This window comes from Sphingobium sp. MP9-4, assembly GCF_005281675.1.
Classification (GTDB): domain Bacteria; phylum Pseudomonadota; class Alphaproteobacteria; order Sphingomonadales; family Sphingomonadaceae; genus Sphingobium; species Sphingobium yanoikuyae.
Genome location: NZ_LUFI01000046.1, coordinates 1 through 18,697 on the forward strand (window position 1 = coordinate 1; position 18,697 = coordinate 18,697).

Below are 18,697 nucleotides of genomic sequence, written 5' to 3' on the forward strand. Positions count from 1 at the left end.
TGCTGTCGTTCCAGGGCGGCATCCGGGTGCCGAGCTATACTGCGTCCAAGAGCGGCGTCGCCGGCCTCACCAAGCTGCTGGCGAACGAATGGGCGGCCAGGGGCGTCAACGTCAACGCGATCGCGCCGGGCTATATCGCGACCAACAACACCGCCGCGCTGCAGGCCGACGAGACCCGCAACCGCCAGATCCAGGAACGCATCCCGGCCGGCCGCTGGGGCGACCCGAGCGATATCGGCGGCGCCGCCGTGTTCCTCGCCTCGCCGGCGGCAAACTATATCCATGGCCATGTCCTGGCCGTCGATGGCGGCTGGCTGGCCCGCTGATATCCCGTCCTGCGCCTGCCAGCGGGTGGGCGCAGGACAACCTTGACCAAAGAGGAGGGCTCAGCCTCCCGTTTCACCACAGGAGGACGGATGCCCGATATCGACCGGCGCACGGCGCTGACTGCCACGGGCCTTGCCGGCCTGGGCCTCGCCCTTCCCGCTGACGCCCTGGCCCAGACGGCCAACAGCCTGGATGCGCGCAAGCCGGGCCTGCCGCTCAAATCCGGGCATCTCCATATGGGCACCGGCGCCGGGCCGCAGGGCCGGATCGGCATCACCAATCTCTATCTAACCCGCGACGACCGGCCCTGGCTGCCGGTGATGGGCGAGTTTCACTTCACCCGCTTCCCGAGCGAATATTGGGAAGAGGAATTGCTGAAGATGAAGGCGGTCGGTGTCGGCATCGTCGCCTCCTATGTTCTCTGGAACCATGTCGAACTGGCGCCCGGCAGGATCGACTGGACCGGCGACCGCGATATCGGGCGTTTCGTGCGGCTCTGCCAGAAACATGGTCTGCTCTTCTTCCTGCGGCCCGGCCCCTGGGGCCATGCGGAGGCGCGCTTTGGCGGCATTCCCGACTGGATCGCCGGCAGCACCCGCACGCGCAGCAACGACCCGGCCTATATGGCGCAGGTCGAGCGCTTCTGGCGCGGGCTGCACGATCAGCTCAAGGGGCTGATGTGGAAGGATGGCGGGCCGATCATCGGCATGCAGGTCGAGAATGAATATAATCTGGGCGGCCCCGGCCAGGGCCGGGAGCATATCGCGGCGCTGAAGGCGCTGGCGCTGCGGATCGGCTTCGACGTGCCGCTCTATACCGTGACCGGATGGGACCAGACCGTCTATCCCAAGGGCGAGGTGGTGCCGGTGCATGGCGGCTATCCCGACGAACCCTGGTCGGCGAAGACGGTCAAGCTGCCGCCCAAGGAAAATTACCTGTTCCGCTTCGACAGCCGGGTGAGCGGCGACCTGGGCGCGCAGACGCGCGGCGGGCGGCGCGGCGATGCCGACAGCGACATGGCAGATACGCCCTTCCTGGGCGCGGAATATGGCGGCGGCGTGCCGGTCATGTATCGGCGGCGGCCGTTGCTGCAGCCGGCCGACGTGGCGGCGGCGGTGACGACGCAGGTCGGATCGGGCGTCAATCTGCTGGGCTATTATATGTTCCATGGCGGCGCCAACCCGATGGCGAACGGGCGCATGCTGGAGGAAACGCAGCGGTCGGGCGGCTATAATGACTGCCCGGCGATCGCCTATGATTTCCAGGCGCCGATCGGCCAATATGGCGAGGTCAATCCGGTGAGCGCGGCGCTGCGCCCGCTCCATTATTTCCTGGCCGAATATGGCGAGACGCTGGCGCCGATGACGGTGCATGCGCCGGCCGTGCTGCCGGCAGACAAGGATGACCTGAAGACACTGCGCTGGGCGGTGCGGGCGAAGGGCGACTCCGGCTTCCTGTTCGTCAACAATCATGTCCGCCAATATGGCACGGCGGCGCATCCCGGCACGCAGTTCAATGTGACTTTGGCCGGCGGCCCGGTTCGCCTACCGAGCCGGCCGGTGACGATCGCGCCAGGCGACAATTTCTTCTGGCCGATCGGCATGGATCTGGACGGGGTGCGGCTCGACTGGGCGACGGCGCAGCCGGTGACGCGCATCGCCGACAGCGACGGGCCGATCCATGTGATGGCGGCCTGCCTGCCCGGCCCCGTGGAGCTGGCCTTCCCGGCCGGGACGAAGGTCGATGCGCCGGCGCGCAGCGAAGGTGGACGGGTGATCGTGCAGGTGCCGCCATCCGCGACGCGCCCGGTACAGGTGACCGGCGCTGAGGGGCGATCGGTGCGGTTGCTGCTGATCGAGCGGGACGCGGCAAAGCGCATCTGGGTCGGCGAGATCGGTGGCGAGGGGCGCGTGGTGCTGAGCGCGGCGGATGCGCTGTTCGGGCCGGACGGGCTGGAGCTGCGCCAGCGTGGCGAGGCGCGTTTCGCCTGGCAGATATTGCCCGGCAAGGCGGCGATGATGACGGCGAAAGCGACAGCCATCGCGCCCCTGCCCTTCACCCAGACGCGCGAGGCCGGCACGGCGCCGCCGATCGAGATTGGCGGGCCGGCCAAGGCGGCGATGCAGCCTTTGCCCGAGGCGCACAAGGCGGCGGCGGCCTTTAGCTTCACCATTCCGAAGGATGTGTTGGCGAAGGGCGGCGACGCCTTTCTGGAGATTGACTGGCGCGGCGATATCGGCCGGCTGTTCGATGGCCCCGACATGCTGGACGATGCCTATTGGGACGGGCGGGTCTGGCGGATCGGCCTGAAGCGCTTTGCCGCGCGGCTGGGCCGGCCCTGGACGCTGACGGTGATGCCGCTGCGCGCCGATGCACCCATCTATCTGGATGATGCAGCGCGGGCGAAGCTGCCGGCGGGGGAACAGGTGGCAACGCTGGAGGTGCTGCGCATCGTCCCGGAATATCGCATGGAGGTGAAGGCATGACCCGGTTTACGCGGCGCGGCACATTCGGTCTTGCCACCCTGCCCCTGCTGGCCCGGCCGGCGCTGGCCAAGGTAAGCAAGAATGGCGCGCGGCCCGGCCCCTATCTGATCGGCGCCGATGTGAGCTGGGCGCCCGAAGATGAAGCGGCCGGTGCGCGCTATTTCGCGAACGGTGTGCAGAAAGACCCGATCCTGATCCTGCGCGATGCCGGGTTCAATGCGATCCGGCTGCGCATCTTCGTCGATCCGGCCAAGGGCTATTCCAGGCGGGAGCCGGACAAGGGCTGGGCCGGCCTGGCCCAGACGGTGAAGCTGGGCAAGCGGGTGCGCGATGCCGGCATGGGGCTGGTGCTGAGTTTCCATTATAGCGACACCTGGGCCGATCCGGAGCATCAGGCGGTGCCGGCGGCCTGGGCCGGTTATGACCTGCCGGCGCTGGCCAAGGCGGTCGAGGCGCATACCCATGACACGCTGGTGGCGATGCGCGCGGGCGGCGCGCCGGTCGACATGGCGGTGATTGGCAATGAAACGACCTTCGGCATGTTGTGGCCTTATGGCCGGGTGAAGCTGTCGACGTCGACCGGCAATCCGGTGACCGACGCCAATCATGCCAAAGTCGGCGAGGTTGGCGGATTCGACGGCTTTGCCGCATTGCTGCGCGCCGGGATTGCCGGTGCGCGCCGGGCCGAACCGGGGGTGGCGATCCAGGTGCATAATCATCTGGGCCGGCACTGGCCGATCGTGCGCGAATGGAGCGATGCGCTGATCGCACGGCAGGTGGATTTCGATGTGGTCGGCTTTTCCTGCTACCAGCAGCGGGCGCAGGGTGACTGGGCCACGACCTTCAGCGAATATGTGAAGCGCTATCCCGACAAGGGGCTGCTGGTCGCCGAATATTCGAGCCGCAAGCGCTATATCAACGATCTGGTCCATGCCCTGCCCGGCAAGCATGGCTGGGGCACGTTTATCTGGGAGCCGATCCGGCACCAGGAGGCGATTTTCGACCAGGATGGGCATAATGCCGGCGAAGGCGCCAAGCCCGACCTGATCAGCCAGGGGCTGAACGGGGCGGAGGCGCCGGGCGGGCTGGCATCGCAGCAGCCGGCCGTGCCGAAACCCGAACCGACCGGGCCGATGGGCCATGGCGGCGACTATGTCGCCAATGAGCTGATCGACCTCTACCCGCAAATGGCCAAGGATTATCGCTGATGAGACGGCGCGACTTCACATTGGGGCTGGGCGCGCTGGCGCTGGCGGGGTGCGCTACCCGGTCGGCGGCGCGCGCCGATGACCTGCTGGTCTTTGCCTATTTCACCACCGGCAAGGGCGAGGCCGACGGCCTCAAACTGGCGGTGAGCGAGGATGGCTTTGCCTTTCGCACGCTGGCGGACGGGCGCAGCCTGCTGGTGCCGCAGGTGGGCGAGAAGAAGCTGATGCGCGACCCCTATCTGTTCGCGGACAAGGGCGTCTATCATCTGCTGTGGACCACCGCCTGGGAAGGGGTGACGATCGGCCATGCGACCAGCCGCGATCTGGTCCACTGGTCGGAGCAGCGCGCCATCCCGGTCATGCAGGACGTGCCGGGCACCCGCAATTGCTGGGCGCCCGAGGCGGTGCGCGATCCGGCGACCGGGCGGCATATCCTGTTCTGGTCTAGCACGGTGGAGGGGCGCTTCACCGAAACGGCGGGGACGTCGGAATCGGGCTATAATCATCGGCTCTGGTCGGTCAGCACGGCCGATTTCGAGACGTTCAGCGCGCCCGCGCCGCTTTATGATCCCGGCTTCAGCGTGATCGACGGGACGTTCGCGCAGGCGCCGGGCGGCGGCCTATACCTGATCGTCAAGGACGAGACGGTGCAGCCGCCGCACAAATGGCTGCAGGTGGCCAAGGCGGACAGCCCGACCGGGCCGTTCGGCCCCCTGTCGCCACCCTTCTCGCCCGGCTGGGTCGAAGGGCCGATGAGCGCGCAGGTCGGCGATGCGCTGCTCTGCTATTATGACGTCTACAAGGAGGGCCGCTGGGGCGCGGCGATGACGCGCGACATGGTCAGCTGGACCGAAGTCAGCGCGCGCCTGACCATGCCGGCCGGCGCGCGCCACGGATCATTGCTGCGCGTTCCCAGCGCTCTGGTTGCCGGCATCGTCTGAGGTCCAGCCGCCGCCCAGCGCCAGGAAGATGGCGATCTGGTCCTGCACCAGCTGGACGCGGGCGGCCGCGGCCGAGGATTCGGCGCTGGCGAGGCTGCGCTGGGTGTCGAGCAGGTCGAGGAAATCGCTGCGGCCAAAGCGGAACAGCTTGTTCGCCTGCCCCGCCGAGACATTGGCGCTGTCGCGCGCGCGATCGAGCGCGGCGGCCTTTTCCGCATCGCGGCGATAGGTTTCGAGCGCGGTTTCGGTCTGGCGCAGCGCTTCCAGCACGCTGCCGTCGAAGCTGGCGAGATCGGCCTGCACCTGGGCATCGGCCTGGGCAATGCGAGCGCGGACCACCGGACGGTTGGGGAAGGTCCAGCTGATGAGCGGGCCGAGGCTGAAGCCGAAGGCGGAGCCGGAGCCGAAATCCTTGAGCGGGCCGGACAGGCCGACCGAGCCACCGATGCTGACCTGCGGATAGAGATCGGCCATGGCAACGCCCAAAGTCGCGGTATCGGACGCGATCATGCGTTCGGCCTGGCGGATATCCGGGCGGCGGCGGATCAGTGCGGTGCCATCACCCACCGGCAGCGGCGCACCGAGCGACGGCAGGGTGGCGCAGCCTTCCACATCCCTGGGGTAATCGGCCGGCGGACGGCCGAGCAGGGTGGCGAGCAGATAGAGGCCGCTCTGGCGCTGCGCTTCATAAACGGGCAGCGTCGCCTCGCTCTGGTCCACCGCCGCCTGGGCGCGGCTGACGTCGAAGGCGGTGCCGCGACCACCCTTGAACAGGCGCTGGGTGGCGTTGAGCGTATCGCGCTGGAGCGAGACGACCCGGCGATTGACGCCGAGCGCATAATTGGCGGCGCAGACCTGGGCATAGGCCTTGGCCGTGGCGGCGGCGACGCTGACGCGGACATAGTCGCGCGCGGCGGTCACCGCCTCGACATTGGCACCGCTCGATTCGATCGCGCGGCGGATGCGGCCGTTGAGGTCGAGCGGATAGGAGGCACTGAGGCCGAAATCATAGCTGACCGAGCCGGGCAGATGCTGGGTCACGCCCGAGGGACGCGCCAGCGTTTCGCCGCCGCTGATCGTGGTGCTGATCTGGCGCCCCGCCTCGGTCTCGCGCAGCACTGCCTGCGCCGCGGTGAGATTGGCATCGGCGACGCGCAGGTCGGTATTGGCGGTCAGCGCTTCGGCGATCAGCGCGTCGAGCCGGGGGTCGTTATAGAGTTTCCACCAATGATCGGGCAGGTCGGCACTGCTGAAGCCCGCACCCTGGGCCGACTGGAAATTACCCTGCGCGCCCGGCGCGGTCGCGGCCGAATGCTCGGGCGGATGATAGTCCGGCCCGGCGGTGGCGCAGGCGCTGAGCGCCAGTGCCATCAAGGATGCAGCAAGGCCCTTACGCATGGCGGCAGCTTCCCGGCTTGGCATCCTTCTTCGCCGGTTCGACCGTGACCGTGGCGGTGCGGCCGGAGATCAGCGTGATATTGGCCGGGACATTGGTGAGCTTCACCCGGACCGGGATGCGCTGGGCGAGGCGGACCCAGGAGAAGGTCGGCTCCACCGTGGGCAGAAGGTTGCCGGAATCGCTGCGGGTCGAGTCATTGATGCCATAGGCGATGCTTTCGACCTTGCCGTGCAGATCCTGCTTCTCGCCCATCAGGCGAACGGTGACCGGCGCGCCGATGCAGACCAAAGGCAGCTTGGTTTCCTCGAAATAGCCCTCCACCCGCAGGCTGTCGCTGTCGATCAACGCCATCGCCTGGGTGCCGGCGCCAAGATAGTCGCCGGGATGCAGATCGAGATTGGTGACGACGCCGTTGACCGAGGCACGGACCTGGGTGCGCTTGAGGTTCAAGGCGGCGGCGTCGCGCGCACTCCGCGCCTCGGCCAGCGCGGCCTGCGCCGTGGCGACGCGGGCGACATTCTGTTCATGGCTTTCCTTGGCGACAAGATCGCCCAGCGCCAGATCGCGGGTCGCCTCTCGCCGGGCCTGGCCGAGCGTGGCCTGGGCGCTGGCGATCTGCGCCTCCGCCTGTTCCAGCGCCAGCGCATAGCGCGGCGTGTCGATGACGAAGAGCAGGTCGCCCGCCTTCACCTGCTGGTTGTCGCGCACCGCGACCGAGGTGACGAGGCCGCCGATATCGGGGGTCACGCGCACCACGTCGGCGCGCACGCGGCCGTCGCGGGTCCAGGGGCTGCGCTCATAATGGTTCCACATCCACACCGCGACGATGACGGCGAGAATGACGATGATGATGGTGGCGGCGCTGCGGATCAGCGTCCCGGTCAGGCGGTTCATAGGCGGATTCCCAGCATCGGAACGAGAATGGACAGGCCCCCGAGCGTCAGCACGAACAGGCTGAGGTCGACGAGGGCCCGATAGGCAAGAAAGCGGTAGAGGCCGAACGCCGCGATCAGGCGGGTGAGGCCATAGGTGAGGATGAGCGCTGCCAGCGCCAGCGCCAGCAGCGTGGGGAAGAAGACCCCGTCGATGGACAATTCGCCGGTCATGTGGGAACTCCGGTCAGGGGGATCTTTGGGGTCATGGGGGGCATGCGATAGCCGGCGCTGTCGGCAAAGAGATTACGGCGCAGGCTGACCAGCGCCAGGATCGCATCGCGGCGGACCGAAGGCGCGGGATTGGCGGCCAGGTCGCCGATGGCGCTGTCGATGTCATCGAGCAGGGCGGGGTCGGCCGCGGCCGGCGCATCGGGATCGAGCCGGCGATAATGGTCGGCCACGCCGCCCAGCACCCGGCCGAGCGGAGCGCCTTCGTCAAAGGGAAGATCGACGCGGAGCTGACGCAATTCGCCGATGGCGACACCGGTGCGCAGGTCGCGCAGTGCGTCATAGAGCGGCTTGCCGCTGTCGGTGCGGATGGCGGCGAGGCGTGGGGCGAGCAGCGCGATGCGATCGAGCATGCGGTTGATCCAGCCGCGCACATCGGGCTGGGTCATGAGGTTGGCGCGAGTGGCGATATCCGCCCAGCCGGCGCGCACGGTGCGGCGCACGGCGCGCTCCACCCCGGCCGATTGCAGCAGGCCGGCCATGATGATGGCGAACCAGATGCCGACAAGCTGTGCCACCGAGCCGTTCACATAGGAGGCGAAGGCGCTGACATAGGCACTGGAGAGCAGCACCGGACTGCCCAGGCCGAGCAGCGTCGGCAGCGCAATGCCCATCCAGCGCGGCGAGGCCATCATCGCGCCCAACACCAGCAGCGGCGGCGCATAGGCCAGGGCGAGCATGGCGAAGCCGTCGAGCCGGGGCATGATGGCATAGCCATAGAGGGCGCCGAGGAAGGTGGCGATGATCGTGCCGATCATGAAGCCCTTGAGCGGGGCGAGCGGATTGTCCGACGCCGAGAAGAGCGCAAGGAAGACGCCGGCCAGCATCACCGCGCTGCCGCCATCATGCCAGCCGCTGCCGATCCACAAGGCACAGCCGATCGTCACCGTCATGAAAGCGGCGAAGGCGCCGCGCGCGGCCCCGGCATAATCGCGATGCAGTTCGCGGTTGCGGCGCCCCTCCAGCAGTTCGGCGACGCGCGGCGTCACCGGGCTGCGGCTGTGGGTCAGCATCTGGTCGAACAGGTCGCGGCAGTCGCGATGGACGGCGATCAGCGTGCCGAGCCGCGAATAGAGGCTGAGCCGCATCATGCCGGCCCAATCCATATGGCTGTCGGCTGTCGGTTCCAGCGCGGCGCAGCGGTCGATCAGCGCCTGGGCGCCGGCGGCGCGGGTCGCGCTGTCGGTGCCGGGATGATCGAGCCAGTCGCGCGCATCGGCGATCAGCTGTTCGACCTGGGCCGGGACGATGCCGCCATTGGCCTGTTTCAGCATGGCCAGCCGATCCTCGACCGCGGCGCCGAGCGGCAGCAGCAGCGAGAGCTGGTCCTGCATCGCGCGCACGGTGCGGACGCGCGGCGCGAGGCGGCTGATGTCGAAGGGCAGATGGATCGACATCTGGTGCAGTTCGGTGACATCCTGCGCCAGGCGGCGACGTTCGGCATCAAGGCCGGGCACCGGATCGGTCGCGATCGCATCGCGCGACCAGCGTTCGGCATCGCGCAGCATGGCTTCGACACGGGCGAAGAGGTTGCCGGTGATCGAGCCGGGCAGGACGACGCCATGGACGATGCTGCCGCAGGCGATGCCGATCCAGATTTCCTGCACGCGCAGGGTTGCAACGGTGAAGATGGTCTGGGGCGAGTCGACGTCGGGGAAGACGATCAGGCAGGCGCTGTAGCCGGCCAGCACGAACATGTAGGAGCGCGGCGTGCGATCGAGCAGCGAGACGAAGACGCAAAGCGCCAGCCAGGCGGCCATGGCAAGGGTCAGAAGTTCGGGCGAATTGACCAAGGGCGGGACGATCGCAACCGAGAAGGCGGCGCCGACGATGGTGCCGATGGCGCGGAAGATCGCCTTGGAAATCACCGCGCCGGCGAGCGGCTGGGCGACGATATAGGAGGTAAGGAAGGCCCAATAGGGGCGTTCCAGCCCAATGCTGAGCGCCACATAAAGGGCCAGCATCGCCGCCAGGAAACATTTGAGCGAGAATAGCGCGGCGGGAACGCCGAGGCGCTCGCTCCAGGCTGACAAAGCGGCCTTTTTCATGACTGGCCCCGGCGCTCCCCGATACGGCGTCGCAGCAGTTCTAACAGATTGACCGCCGTCTCGATATCCGCCTCTGGCACACCATCGAGCAGGTCATTGCGCATGTTGCTGAGCCGCGTTTCGATGCGACCGACCAGGTCGCGGCCGGAGGTGGTGAGCGACAGGCAGTTGGACCGGCGATCCTCCGGATTGGGGGTGCGCTCGATCAGGGCGGCGGCCTGTAGATGGTCGAGGGTGCGGACCAGCGAAGGCTGGGTGATGCCCAGCACATCGGCCAGTTCGATCTGGCGCACGTCGGCGCCCAGCCGGTCGAGATAGAGAAGGCACCAGCCGGCGGAATTGGAGACGCCGAATTCGGCCAGGATGGAATCGGCAAGCTGGCCCCAGAGGCGCGCGATCTGCGGCATATTATGCGCCAGCGCGCGCTGAAGTTCGGTCCGATTCACGAACGCTTAGATAGCTAACTAATTTTACAGTGCAACGGGTCGGCCATGAATTTTTGGTAATGTCGGTTGCGGCCCGGCATGAACCGGGCCGCAGCCGATCGGGATTATGCGCGACGCGTGCCGGTGAAGGGCGCGGCACCAAAGGCGCCGAGCTGCATCGTGCCGGTCAGGCTTTCGCCGGTGATTTCGGCTTCGCATTCCAGCGTCATCGGCATGGGGATGGTCATTTCCATCTTCCAGGTCAGCTTGTTGCCGGCAACCACGCCATCCTTGACGTCGAGCGAGCCCATCATGCCGGCAAAGGTGCCGTTGAAGCGGTCGCCCGTGCTGATCACGGTGAACACGCCGGTCTGTTCGCCCAGCGGGGTCTTAGCCACGCAATCATAGGCACCATCCACTGCAGCCATCTCACTTCTCCTTTACGTTAGCGTCAATCAGCCAATGTGCCCATTTCCACCGGCAGGCCGACCGCGTCAAGCTGGGGCTTCACCAATTTCGCATCGCCGACCACGACCCAGATCAGCCGATCGGGATTGATCGCCTCGCGCGCGGCCTGATCCATCTGCGCCGCGGTGATGGCGCGATAGGTCGCCGGCAGGGTGGCGTAATAGTCGTCGGGCCGGCCGAGCAGATTGTTGCGCATCATCGCCGAGAGCAGGTCGGACGAGGTTTCGAAGCTGCCGGGCAGCGACAGGATCTGGCCATTGATCGTCTGGTCGCGCTCCGCCTGGGTCGTGCCCTTGCTGGTCAGGAAATCCTTGATGTCCTGGCGCGCGGCGATGATCGATTCGCCGGTCTTGTCGGTCTGGACCGGGGCATAGACCAGCAGCGGAATGGTTTCCTTGACGCCGGGCATGCCGGTGCCCGCGCCATAGGCCCAGCCCTTGGCCTCACGCAGGTCCATGGTCAGGCGCGAGGTGGTGCTGCCGCCCAGCACCTCGTTCGCGGTGATGAGGGTGACCGGATTGTCGGTGCCCGACTTGTTGGTGAGCTGGCCGGCGAGGATCATCGACTGCGGGCTTTGCGGCTTGTCGATGAGGACGATGCGCGACGGGCGCATCATGCGGTCCATGCGGAACAGCTTGGCGCCCTTGGCAAGGGCCGGCGCCTTCCAGTCGCCGAAGCGCTTTTCGAGCAGCGGCAGCAGTTCGGCCAGCGTCGTGTCGCCAGTCGCGAAGATGGTCGCATTGTCCGGGCGCATCCATGTGTCATGGAAGGCGACCAGATCGGCGCGCGTCACCGCTTTCACCCCGCTTTCGGTGCCCGAACCGGTGAAGGGAATGCCATAGGGATGGGCCTGGCCATAGAGCATCGGCGGCAGCATGCGCTGGGCGATGGCCATGGGCTGGGTCTTTTCCGCGGCGATGCGGGTCAGCATCTGGCTGCGCAGCCGTTCCACTTCCTTGGGATCGAAGGCGGGGTTGCGGATGATGTCGGCGAGCAGGCCGAGCGAGGCGTCGAGATTGGGCTTGAGCGCATAGAGGCCGACATTGGTGGCATCCATGCTGTTGGCCGCGCTGATGCCGGCGCCCAGACGTTCCTGCTCCTCGGAAATCTGCACCGAGTTGCGGCTGGTGGTGCCTTCGTCGAGCAGGGCGGTGGTGAGCGCGGCGGTGCCGAGCTTCTGCCGGTTGTCGGCGGCATTGCCCGCGTCGAAGGCGACCGAGACCTTCACCACCGGCACTGTGGCGCGACGCGAGAAGACGACGGACATGCCGTTGGAGAGCTTCGCGCGCTCGACCGGCGGGAAGACCAGATCCTTGACCGGCTCGATCGGCGGCTCGGCCACCTTGGTCGGCGGCGGCGGCGTGCCGGCCTTTGGCGCGGGGCCATTGGGATCGCGGAAATGGGCGGGATGCATGGTGGCGCTGCCCGTCGGCGCATTGCCGGCGAGCGCATTATCCTCGGCCGAGCGTTCGCCCGGCGACACGGTCAGGCGGAAGACCGGGCGGCCCAGCCATTGGCGCGCGGCGGCCGAGACGCTGGCGGGCGTCGCGGCGGCATAGATGGCGAGATCCTTCTTATATTTGCCGGGATCATTGGAATAGACCGCGCCTTCGGCCAGGGTCACCGCCTTGCCGGAGAAGCCGCCGACCTTTTCGAGACCACCGATCGTGCCGGAGAGCTGCTGGGTCGCGGCGCGCAGCACCTCGTCCGCGCTGGGGCCCTTGGCGAGATAGTCGGCGAGCAGCGCGTCGAGCCGCTTGCCCACGGCGACCGGATCCTGGCCCGGCTTCACGTCGACGGTGATTTCGACCATCGACAGCTTCTCGAACGGCTGGATGCTGGCCTTGACCGCGACCGCGACCTTCTCGTCGCGGACCAGGATATTGTCGAGGCGCGAGGAGCCGAGGCCACCGAACACCGAGAGGGCGAGGTCAAGCTGCTGCAGGTCGGGCGAATTGACGCCGGGGACGATCCAGTTGCGGTAAAGGCGGGTGGCAGCGACATTGTCGTGCATCACCTTTTCCACATCCTTGTCGAGCGTCGGCACGGTTGCGTCGACATCCTGCGGGGCCGGGCCGGAGGCGATGTTGCCGAACCATTTTTCAACCTTGGCCTTGGCGGTCGGCACGTCGATGTCGCCGGCCAGCACCAGCGTGGCGTTGTTGGGGCCATAGTGAGTCTTGAACCAGCTCTGGACGTCGGCCAGGCTGGCCGCGTTCAGATCCGCCATCGAGCCGATGGTCGAGTGGCGATAGGGATGGCCTTCGGGCAGCATGCCGGCAAGCTGGGCATATTCGACCAGGCCATAGGGCTCATTCTCGCCCATACGCTTTTCATTCTGGACGACGCCGCGCTGGGCATCGAGCTTGGTCTGGGTCACGGCGCCGAGCAGATGGCCCATGCGGTCGGATTCCAGAAACAGTGCGCGATCGAGCGCGCCGGTCGGCACCGTCTCGAAATAATTGGTGCGGTCGAACCAGGTCGTGCCGTTCCAGTCGGTGGCGCCGATATCCTCCAGACGGCCGAAGAAGGGACCGTCGGCATTTTCCGAGCCATAGAACATCAGATGTTCGAACAGATGGGCAAAGCCGGTCTTGCCGGCGGGCTCGAAGCGCGAACCGACATGGTACCAGACCGACACGGCGACGATCGGCGCCTTGCGATCGGTATGGACGATGACCCGCAGACCGTTGGGCAGGCGAAATTCCTGATAGGGGATGTCCACCGCCGAAACGAGGCTGGAGAGCGGCGCGGGCGCAGCGGCGGCGGTGGCCGGGGCGGCCCGCGCGGCGGAGCCAAGCGGCGCGAACGCAAGCGCGGACAGGCCGAGCATCAGGGGAAGCCGGCGGGACATGCGGGTAAGGATCATGAAGACCTCTAGGACAGGAGGGCAGTCGATGCGGCCGGGACGGACCCCGCCGCGATGGCGCGCAGCATAGCGGGGCGTGATAGCGGCGCAATACGCATGATATCGACAAGCGGAGGCTGGACAGCGACGGGGCGCAGCGGCAAGTCTGCACGCCATCATCCATAGAGACGGAAAGTCCCCGATCCCATGAAACGCCTGGCCCTGCTGGCCGCCACCGCCGCCCTTGTGCTGCCCGCCACCCTGCCCGCTCAAACAGCGACGCCGGCCGCGTCCGATGCGCCGACCTTCTCGGCCGCGGCGGTGCGCGCCCATGTCGAATTTCTGGCCGACGATCTGCTTAAGGGGCGCGACACCGGCAGCGAGGGGCATGAGATCGCCGCCCGTTATGTCGCCAGCCAGTTTGACGGGCTGGGCCTAAAGCCCGCCGGCGACAATGGAAGCTGGCTGCAGCGCATCGGTTTCCAGAAGACCGAGCGCGCCAAGACGCCGGGCACGCTGACCGTCACCGGTCCGGCCGGCAGCAAAAGCTTCACCCATGCCGGCGACGTGCTGATCGGCATGAACGCGGCCGAACCCAAGCTGGACGTGTCGGCACCTTTGGTGTTCGTGGGCTATGGCCTGGAAAATGCGCGGCTCGGCCTCAACGACTATGCCGGGCTGGACGTGAAGGGGAAGATCGTCGTCACCCTGCGCGGCTATCCCAAGGGGCTGCCGAGCGAGGAAGGCGCGCACCTGTCCGCCACCAAGGGCAAGATCGCCGAGGCGCATGGCGCGATCGGCATGCTGTCCATCGGCACCCTCCAGTCGATGAAGGCCCGCCCCTGGAACCGCATGGTCCAGTTCGCCGATGAGCCCGACTTCACCTGGGTCTCGCCCGAGGGCGTGCCGTTCGACGCCGCCCCCGGCATCCGGGTCGGCGCCAGCCTGGACGATGCCGCGGCGCAGGCGGTGTTCGCCGGCGCACCGACCAGCATCGCCGCGATCCGCAAGCAAGCCGACAAGGCCGGCGGCAAGCCCAAGGGCTTTGCGCTCAAGTCGACTGCCCAGATCCAGGTCGAAAGCGTCAGCGAGCGGGTGACCAGCCCCAATGTCGTCGCCATCCTGCCCGGCAGTGACCCCAAGCTGAAAGACGAATATGTCGTCCTGTCGGCGCATCTCGACCATATCGGCATCAGTCCGGAAAAGCCCGGCGACAAGCCCGACACCGACCGCATCAACAATGGCGCGCTGGACAATGGCGCCGGCATCGCGACCATGCTGGAAGTCGCGCGCGCCATGGCCCAGTCGCCCAACAAGCCGCGCCGCTCGATCGTCTTCCTGGCCTCCACCGGCGAGGAGAAGGGCCTGCTGGGCGCGGACTATTATGCCCGCCACCCCACCGTTCCGGGCAAGCAGATCGTCGGCAATGTCGACCTGGACATGCCGCTGCTGCTCTATCCCTTCACCGATGTGATCGCGTTCGGCGCCGACCATTCGACGCTGGGGCCGATCGTCGCCAAGGCGGTTGCGCCGATGGGGATCAAGCTGGCCGCCGACCCGATGCCGCAGGAAACCATTTTCGTGCGGTCGGACCATTATATGTTCGTGAAGCAGGGCGTGCCCGCGGTCTTCCTGGCGACCGGCTATGCCAATGGTGGCGAGAAGGCCTGGGGCGAATTTCTGAGCGGCGCCTATCATCATCCCGGTGATGACATGACGCAGAAGATCGACTGGGATGCGGGCGCCCGCTTTGCCGAGGCCAATTATCGCATTGCACGGGTTATGACCGATAGCGACACCCCGCCGCAATGGTACAAGGCGGACTTCTTCGGCGACCTGTTCGCACCGGACGCGGCCAAGGCGCCCAAGCAGTAAGTAAAATAGGCAAGGGGCGTGGATTTTTTGCCCGCGCCCCTTGTGTGTCATTTTTGCAACATTACATCGCCAGCAATGCCTTGAAGGGGATGCTAATGAACCTCGAAAAATTCACCGACCGCGCCAAGGGTTTCCTCCAGTCGGCGCAGACCGTTGCGATCCGCATGAACCATCAGCGGATCAGCCCCGAACATCTGTTGAAGGCGCTGCTGGAAGATGAGCAGGGCATGGCGTCCGGCCTGATCAGGGCGGCGGGCGGCGATGCCGCGACCGCGCTACGCGAGACCGATGCCGCGCTGGCCAGGGTGCCGGCCGTATCGGGCAGCGGCGCGCAGCAGACACCGGGCCTCGACAATGATGCCGTGCGCGTGCTCGATTCCGCCGAGCAGGTGGCGCAGAAGGCAGGCGACAGCTTCGTCACCGTCGAACGGCTGCTGCTGGCGCTGACGCTGGCGACGACCACGACGGCCGGCAAGGCGCTGGCGACCGCCGGCGTACGCGCCGAGGCGCTGAACGGCGCGATCAACCAGCTGCGCGGCGGCCGCACCGCCGATACGGCGGGCGCGGAAGACCGCTATGATGCGCTGAAGAAATTCGCGCGCGACCTGACCGAGGCGGCTAAGGCCGGCAAGCTCGATCCGGTGATCGGCCGCGACGAGGAAATTCGCCGCACCATCCAGATCCTGGCGCGCCGCACCAAGAACAACCCGGTGCTGATCGGCGAGCCGGGCGTCGGCAAGACCGCGATTGCCGAAGGGCTGGCGCTACGCATCGCCCATGGCGACGTGCCCGATACGCTGAAGGACCGCACGCTGATGGCGCTCGACATGGGCAGCCTGATCGCCGGCGCCAAATATCGTGGCGAGTTCGAGGAGCGGCTCAAGGGCGTGCTCGACGAGGTGAAGGGCGCGGACGGGCAGATCATCCTGTTCATCGACGAGATGCATACGCTGATCGGCGCGGGCAAATCCGAAGGCGCGATGGATGCCGGCAACCTGCTGAAGCCGGCGCTGGCACGGGGCGAGCTGCACTGCATCGGCGCGACCACGCTCGACGAATATCGCAAATATGTCGAGAAGGACCCGGCGCTCCAGCGGCGGTTCCAGCCGGTGTTCGTCGGCGAGCCGACGGTCGAGGACACGATTTCGATCCTGCGCGGCATCAAGGACAAATATGAGGCGCATCATGGCGTGCGCATCGCCGACGGCGCGATCGTGGCGGCGGCGACCCTGTCCAACCGCTATATCACCGACCGTTTCCTGCCCGACAAGGCGATCGACCTGATGGACGAGGCCGCGAGCCGCATCCGCATGGAGGTGGAGAGCAAGCCCGAGGAGATCGAAAATCTCGACCGGCGGATCATGCAGCTGCAGATCGAGCGCGAGGCGCTGAAGAAGGAAAGCGACCAGGCGTCGAAGGACCGGCTGGCCAATCTGGAAACCGACCTCGCCAATCTGGAGCAGCAGTCAGCCGAGCTGACGACGCGCTGGCAGGCGGAGAAGGACAAGATCGCGAGCGAAGCCAAGCTGAAGGAACAGCTCGACGCGGCGCGCCTGCAGCTGGAGCAGGCGCAGCGCGGTGGCGACTATGGCAAGGCCGGCGAGCTGCAATATGGCACCATTCCGCAGCTGGAAAAGCAGCTGGCCGAAGCCCAGGGCGCGTCCAAGGGCGCGATGCTGCGCGAGGAAGTGACGGCCGAGGATATTGCAAGCGTCGTGTCGCGCTGGACCGGCATTCCGGTCGACCGGATGATGGAAGGCGAGCGCGAGAAGCTGCTGGCGATGGAAGCCGAACTGGGCAAGCGGGTGATCGGCCAGGCCGATGCCGTGCGCGCGGTGGCGACCGCCGTGCGCCGCAGCCGGGCGGGTTTGCAGGATCCGAACCGGCCGCTGGGCAGCTTCCTGTTCCTGGGCCCCACGGGCGTCGGCAAGACCGAGCTGACCAAGGCGCTGGCCGGATTCCTGTTCGACGACGAAAGCGCGATGGTGCGCATCGACATGAGCGAGTTCATGGAGAAGCACTCGGTCGCCCGGCTGATCGGCGCGCCTCCGGGCTATGTCGGTTATGAGGAAGGCGGTGTGCTGACCGAAGCGGTGCGGCGCCGGCCCTATCAGGTCGTGCTGTTCGACGAGGTCGAGAAGGCGCATGGCGACGTGTTCAACATACTGCTGCAGGTGCTGGACGATGGCCGCCTGACCGATGGCCAGGGCCGCACGGTCGACTTCACCAACACGATCATCGTGCTGACGTCGAACCTGGGCAGCCAATATATCGCCGCCCAGCCCGACGACGAGCCGGTCGAGAAGGTCGAGGACCAGGTGATGGAAATGGTGCGCAGCCATTTCCGCCCCGAATTCCTCAACCGCCTGGACGAGATCATCCTGTTCCACCGTTTGGGGGCGGGCCATATGGCGCCGATCGTCGATATCCAGGTGGCGCGGGTGCAGAAGCTGCTGAAGGACCGCAAGGTGGTGCTGAACCTGACCGACGGCGCGCGCGCCTGGCTGGGCCGGGTCGGCTATGATCCGGTCTATGGCGCGCGACCATTGAAGCGGGCGGTACAGCGCTATCTGCAGGATCCGCTGGCCGACCTGATCCTGCGCGGCGAGGTGCCTGACGGATCGACCGTGACGGTGGAAGATGGCGACGGCGCGCTGAAGCTCAGCGTCGCATGACGACAATGGTTGCGGATTTCCGGTTGGCCGATGGCATCGACATCGACCAGCTGCGATCCGACTATCAGCGCGACGGGCATGTCCGCATCGGTCCCTTCCTGACCGATGCGGCGGCCCGCGCGCTGGCCGCGCATCTGGACACGCGCGAGGATTGGCGGATCGTCCTCAATTCGGACGAGAAATTGTTCGAGATCGATCGCCCGACGGCGCAATCCATGACGCCGCAGCAATGGGGCGCCCTGAACCAGGCGGTGCATGAGGCGGCACGCCATGGCTTCCAGTTTCGCTATGCTAGTATTCGCGTGCCCGACGAGGAGCAGGCGCGCCGGCAGTCGCCGCATCTGCTCGACGCCTTCGTCCGCTTCATGGCGGGGCCGGAGGTGCTGGCGCTGGTCCGGGCGATCACCGGCAGCGAAGCGATCGGGTTCGCCGACGGGCAGGCGACCCGCTATGTCAGCGGCGATTTCCTGACCGGCCATGATGATGGGGTCGCGGGGAAGAATCGGCATGCCGCCTATGTCTTTGGCCTGACCAAGGGATGGCGGACCGAATGGGGCGGCTTGCTGATGTTCCATGGTGCCGATGGCGGCTTTTCCGGCCGGGTTCCGGCCTTCAACAGGCTCGACCTATTCCGCGTGCCACAATTGCACAGCGTCAGCTATGTCGCGCCTTCCGCTGGCGCAGCCCGGACGTCGGTGACCGGCTGGTTCCGGTCGGCGATGGGGTGAAGACGGCGACGGCGCACGGAGACCCAGTGTCGGCTAAGTCGGGCGCGCCGCGCGCCAGTTGGTCCTGAAAGGAGGGCGGCCCCGCAAGGGAGGGCCGCCCTTTTAT

At 66.9% G+C, this 18,697-nt stretch carries 14 protein-coding genes; 7 read left to right on the forward strand and 7 right to left on the reverse strand.

Features of this window, described 5'->3' with window-relative positions:
• From A0U87_RS15270 to A0U87_RS15285, 4 genes are all read left to right on the forward strand, one after another.
• Positions 1-326: SDR family oxidoreductase (locus A0U87_RS15270; RefSeq protein ID WP_137405669.1), on the forward strand; the 326-nt coding region annotated here is incomplete at its 5' end.
• Positions 327-416: 90 nt separating this feature from the next.
• On the forward strand, positions 417-2,813 hold the full coding sequence (locus A0U87_RS15275) for a beta-galactosidase (RefSeq protein ID WP_137405670.1): 2,397 nt from the start codon (positions 417-419) through the stop codon (positions 2,811-2,813).
• The gene (locus A0U87_RS15280) at positions 2,810-4,021 is read left to right on the forward strand and encodes a glycosyl hydrolase 53 family protein (protein WP_137405671.1); all 1,212 of its coding nucleotides are present in this window, start codon (positions 2,810-2,812) and stop codon (positions 4,019-4,021) included. The genes A0U87_RS15275 and A0U87_RS15280 overlap by 4 nt, the downstream gene beginning before the upstream one ends.
• Positions 4,021-4,962 carry a glycoside hydrolase family 43 protein gene (locus A0U87_RS15285; protein WP_137405672.1) on the forward strand — a complete coding sequence of 314 codons (942 nt, stop codon included), beginning with the start codon at positions 4,021-4,023 and terminating at the stop codon, positions 4,960-4,962. The genes A0U87_RS15280 and A0U87_RS15285 overlap by 1 nt, the downstream gene beginning before the upstream one ends.
• Here the strand turns inward: A0U87_RS15285 and A0U87_RS15290 are convergent.
• The 7 genes from A0U87_RS15290 to A0U87_RS15320 all read right to left on the reverse strand — a co-directional run bounded on the left by A0U87_RS15290 (position 4,918) and on the right by A0U87_RS15320 (position 13,334).
• Positions 4,918-6,360 carry an efflux transporter outer membrane subunit gene (locus A0U87_RS15290; RefSeq protein WP_048936823.1) on the reverse strand — a complete coding sequence of 481 codons (1,443 nt, stop codon included), beginning with the start codon at positions 6,358-6,360 and terminating at the stop codon, positions 4,918-4,920. The genes A0U87_RS15285 and A0U87_RS15290 overlap by 45 nt on opposite strands.
• A complete protein-coding gene (locus A0U87_RS15295) occupies positions 6,353-7,255 on the reverse strand; it encodes an efflux RND transporter periplasmic adaptor subunit (RefSeq protein WP_010337503.1) in 903 nt (300 codons plus the stop codon). The genes A0U87_RS15290 and A0U87_RS15295 overlap by 8 nt, the downstream gene beginning before the upstream one ends.
• Positions 7,252-7,467, reverse strand: coding sequence for a DUF1656 domain-containing protein (locus A0U87_RS15300; RefSeq protein WP_004209328.1), 216 nt, complete (start codon positions 7,465-7,467; stop codon positions 7,252-7,254). The genes A0U87_RS15295 and A0U87_RS15300 overlap by 4 nt, the downstream gene beginning before the upstream one ends.
• A complete protein-coding gene (locus tag A0U87_RS15305) occupies positions 7,464-9,572 on the reverse strand; it encodes an FUSC family protein (RefSeq protein WP_048936824.1) in 2,109 nt (702 codons plus the stop codon). Before A0U87_RS15305 ends, A0U87_RS15300 begins: the two co-directional genes overlap by 4 nt.
• Positions 9,569-10,018: a MarR family transcriptional regulator gene (locus tag A0U87_RS15310; RefSeq protein WP_137405673.1), complete on the reverse strand. Its 450-nt coding sequence runs from the start codon at positions 10,016-10,018 to the stop codon at positions 9,569-9,571. The genes A0U87_RS15305 and A0U87_RS15310 overlap by 4 nt, the downstream gene beginning before the upstream one ends.
• Before the next feature lie 104 nt (positions 10,019-10,122).
• On the reverse strand, positions 10,123-10,425 hold the full coding sequence (locus A0U87_RS15315) for a hypothetical protein (protein ID WP_004209325.1): 303 nt from the start codon (positions 10,423-10,425) through the stop codon (positions 10,123-10,125).
• A gap of 23 nt (positions 10,426-10,448) precedes the next feature.
• A complete protein-coding gene (locus A0U87_RS15320; RefSeq protein WP_048936826.1) occupies positions 10,449-13,334 on the reverse strand; it encodes a pitrilysin family protein in 2,886 nt (961 codons plus the stop codon).
• A gap of 186 nt (positions 13,335-13,520) precedes the next feature.
• On the opposite strand from A0U87_RS15320, the gene A0U87_RS15325 reads away from it, so the two are divergent.
• The 3 genes from A0U87_RS15325 to A0U87_RS15335 all read left to right on the forward strand — a co-directional run bounded on the left by A0U87_RS15325 (position 13,521) and on the right by A0U87_RS15335 (position 18,591).
• Complete coding sequence (locus A0U87_RS15325) at positions 13,521-15,188, forward strand: M28 family metallopeptidase (RefSeq protein WP_048936827.1); 1,668 nt, start codon at positions 13,521-13,523, stop codon at positions 15,186-15,188.
• A gap of 95 nt (positions 15,189-15,283) precedes the next feature.
• Complete coding sequence (clpB, locus tag A0U87_RS15330) at positions 15,284-17,863, forward strand: ATP-dependent chaperone ClpB (RefSeq protein ID WP_048936828.1); 2,580 nt, start codon at positions 15,284-15,286, stop codon at positions 17,861-17,863.
• Complete coding sequence (locus A0U87_RS15335) at positions 17,860-18,591, forward strand: 2OG-Fe(II) oxygenase family protein (protein ID WP_107917527.1); 732 nt, start codon at positions 17,860-17,862, stop codon at positions 18,589-18,591. Before clpB ends, A0U87_RS15335 begins: the two co-directional genes overlap by 4 nt.
• Positions 18,592-18,697: the final 106 nt, after the last annotated feature.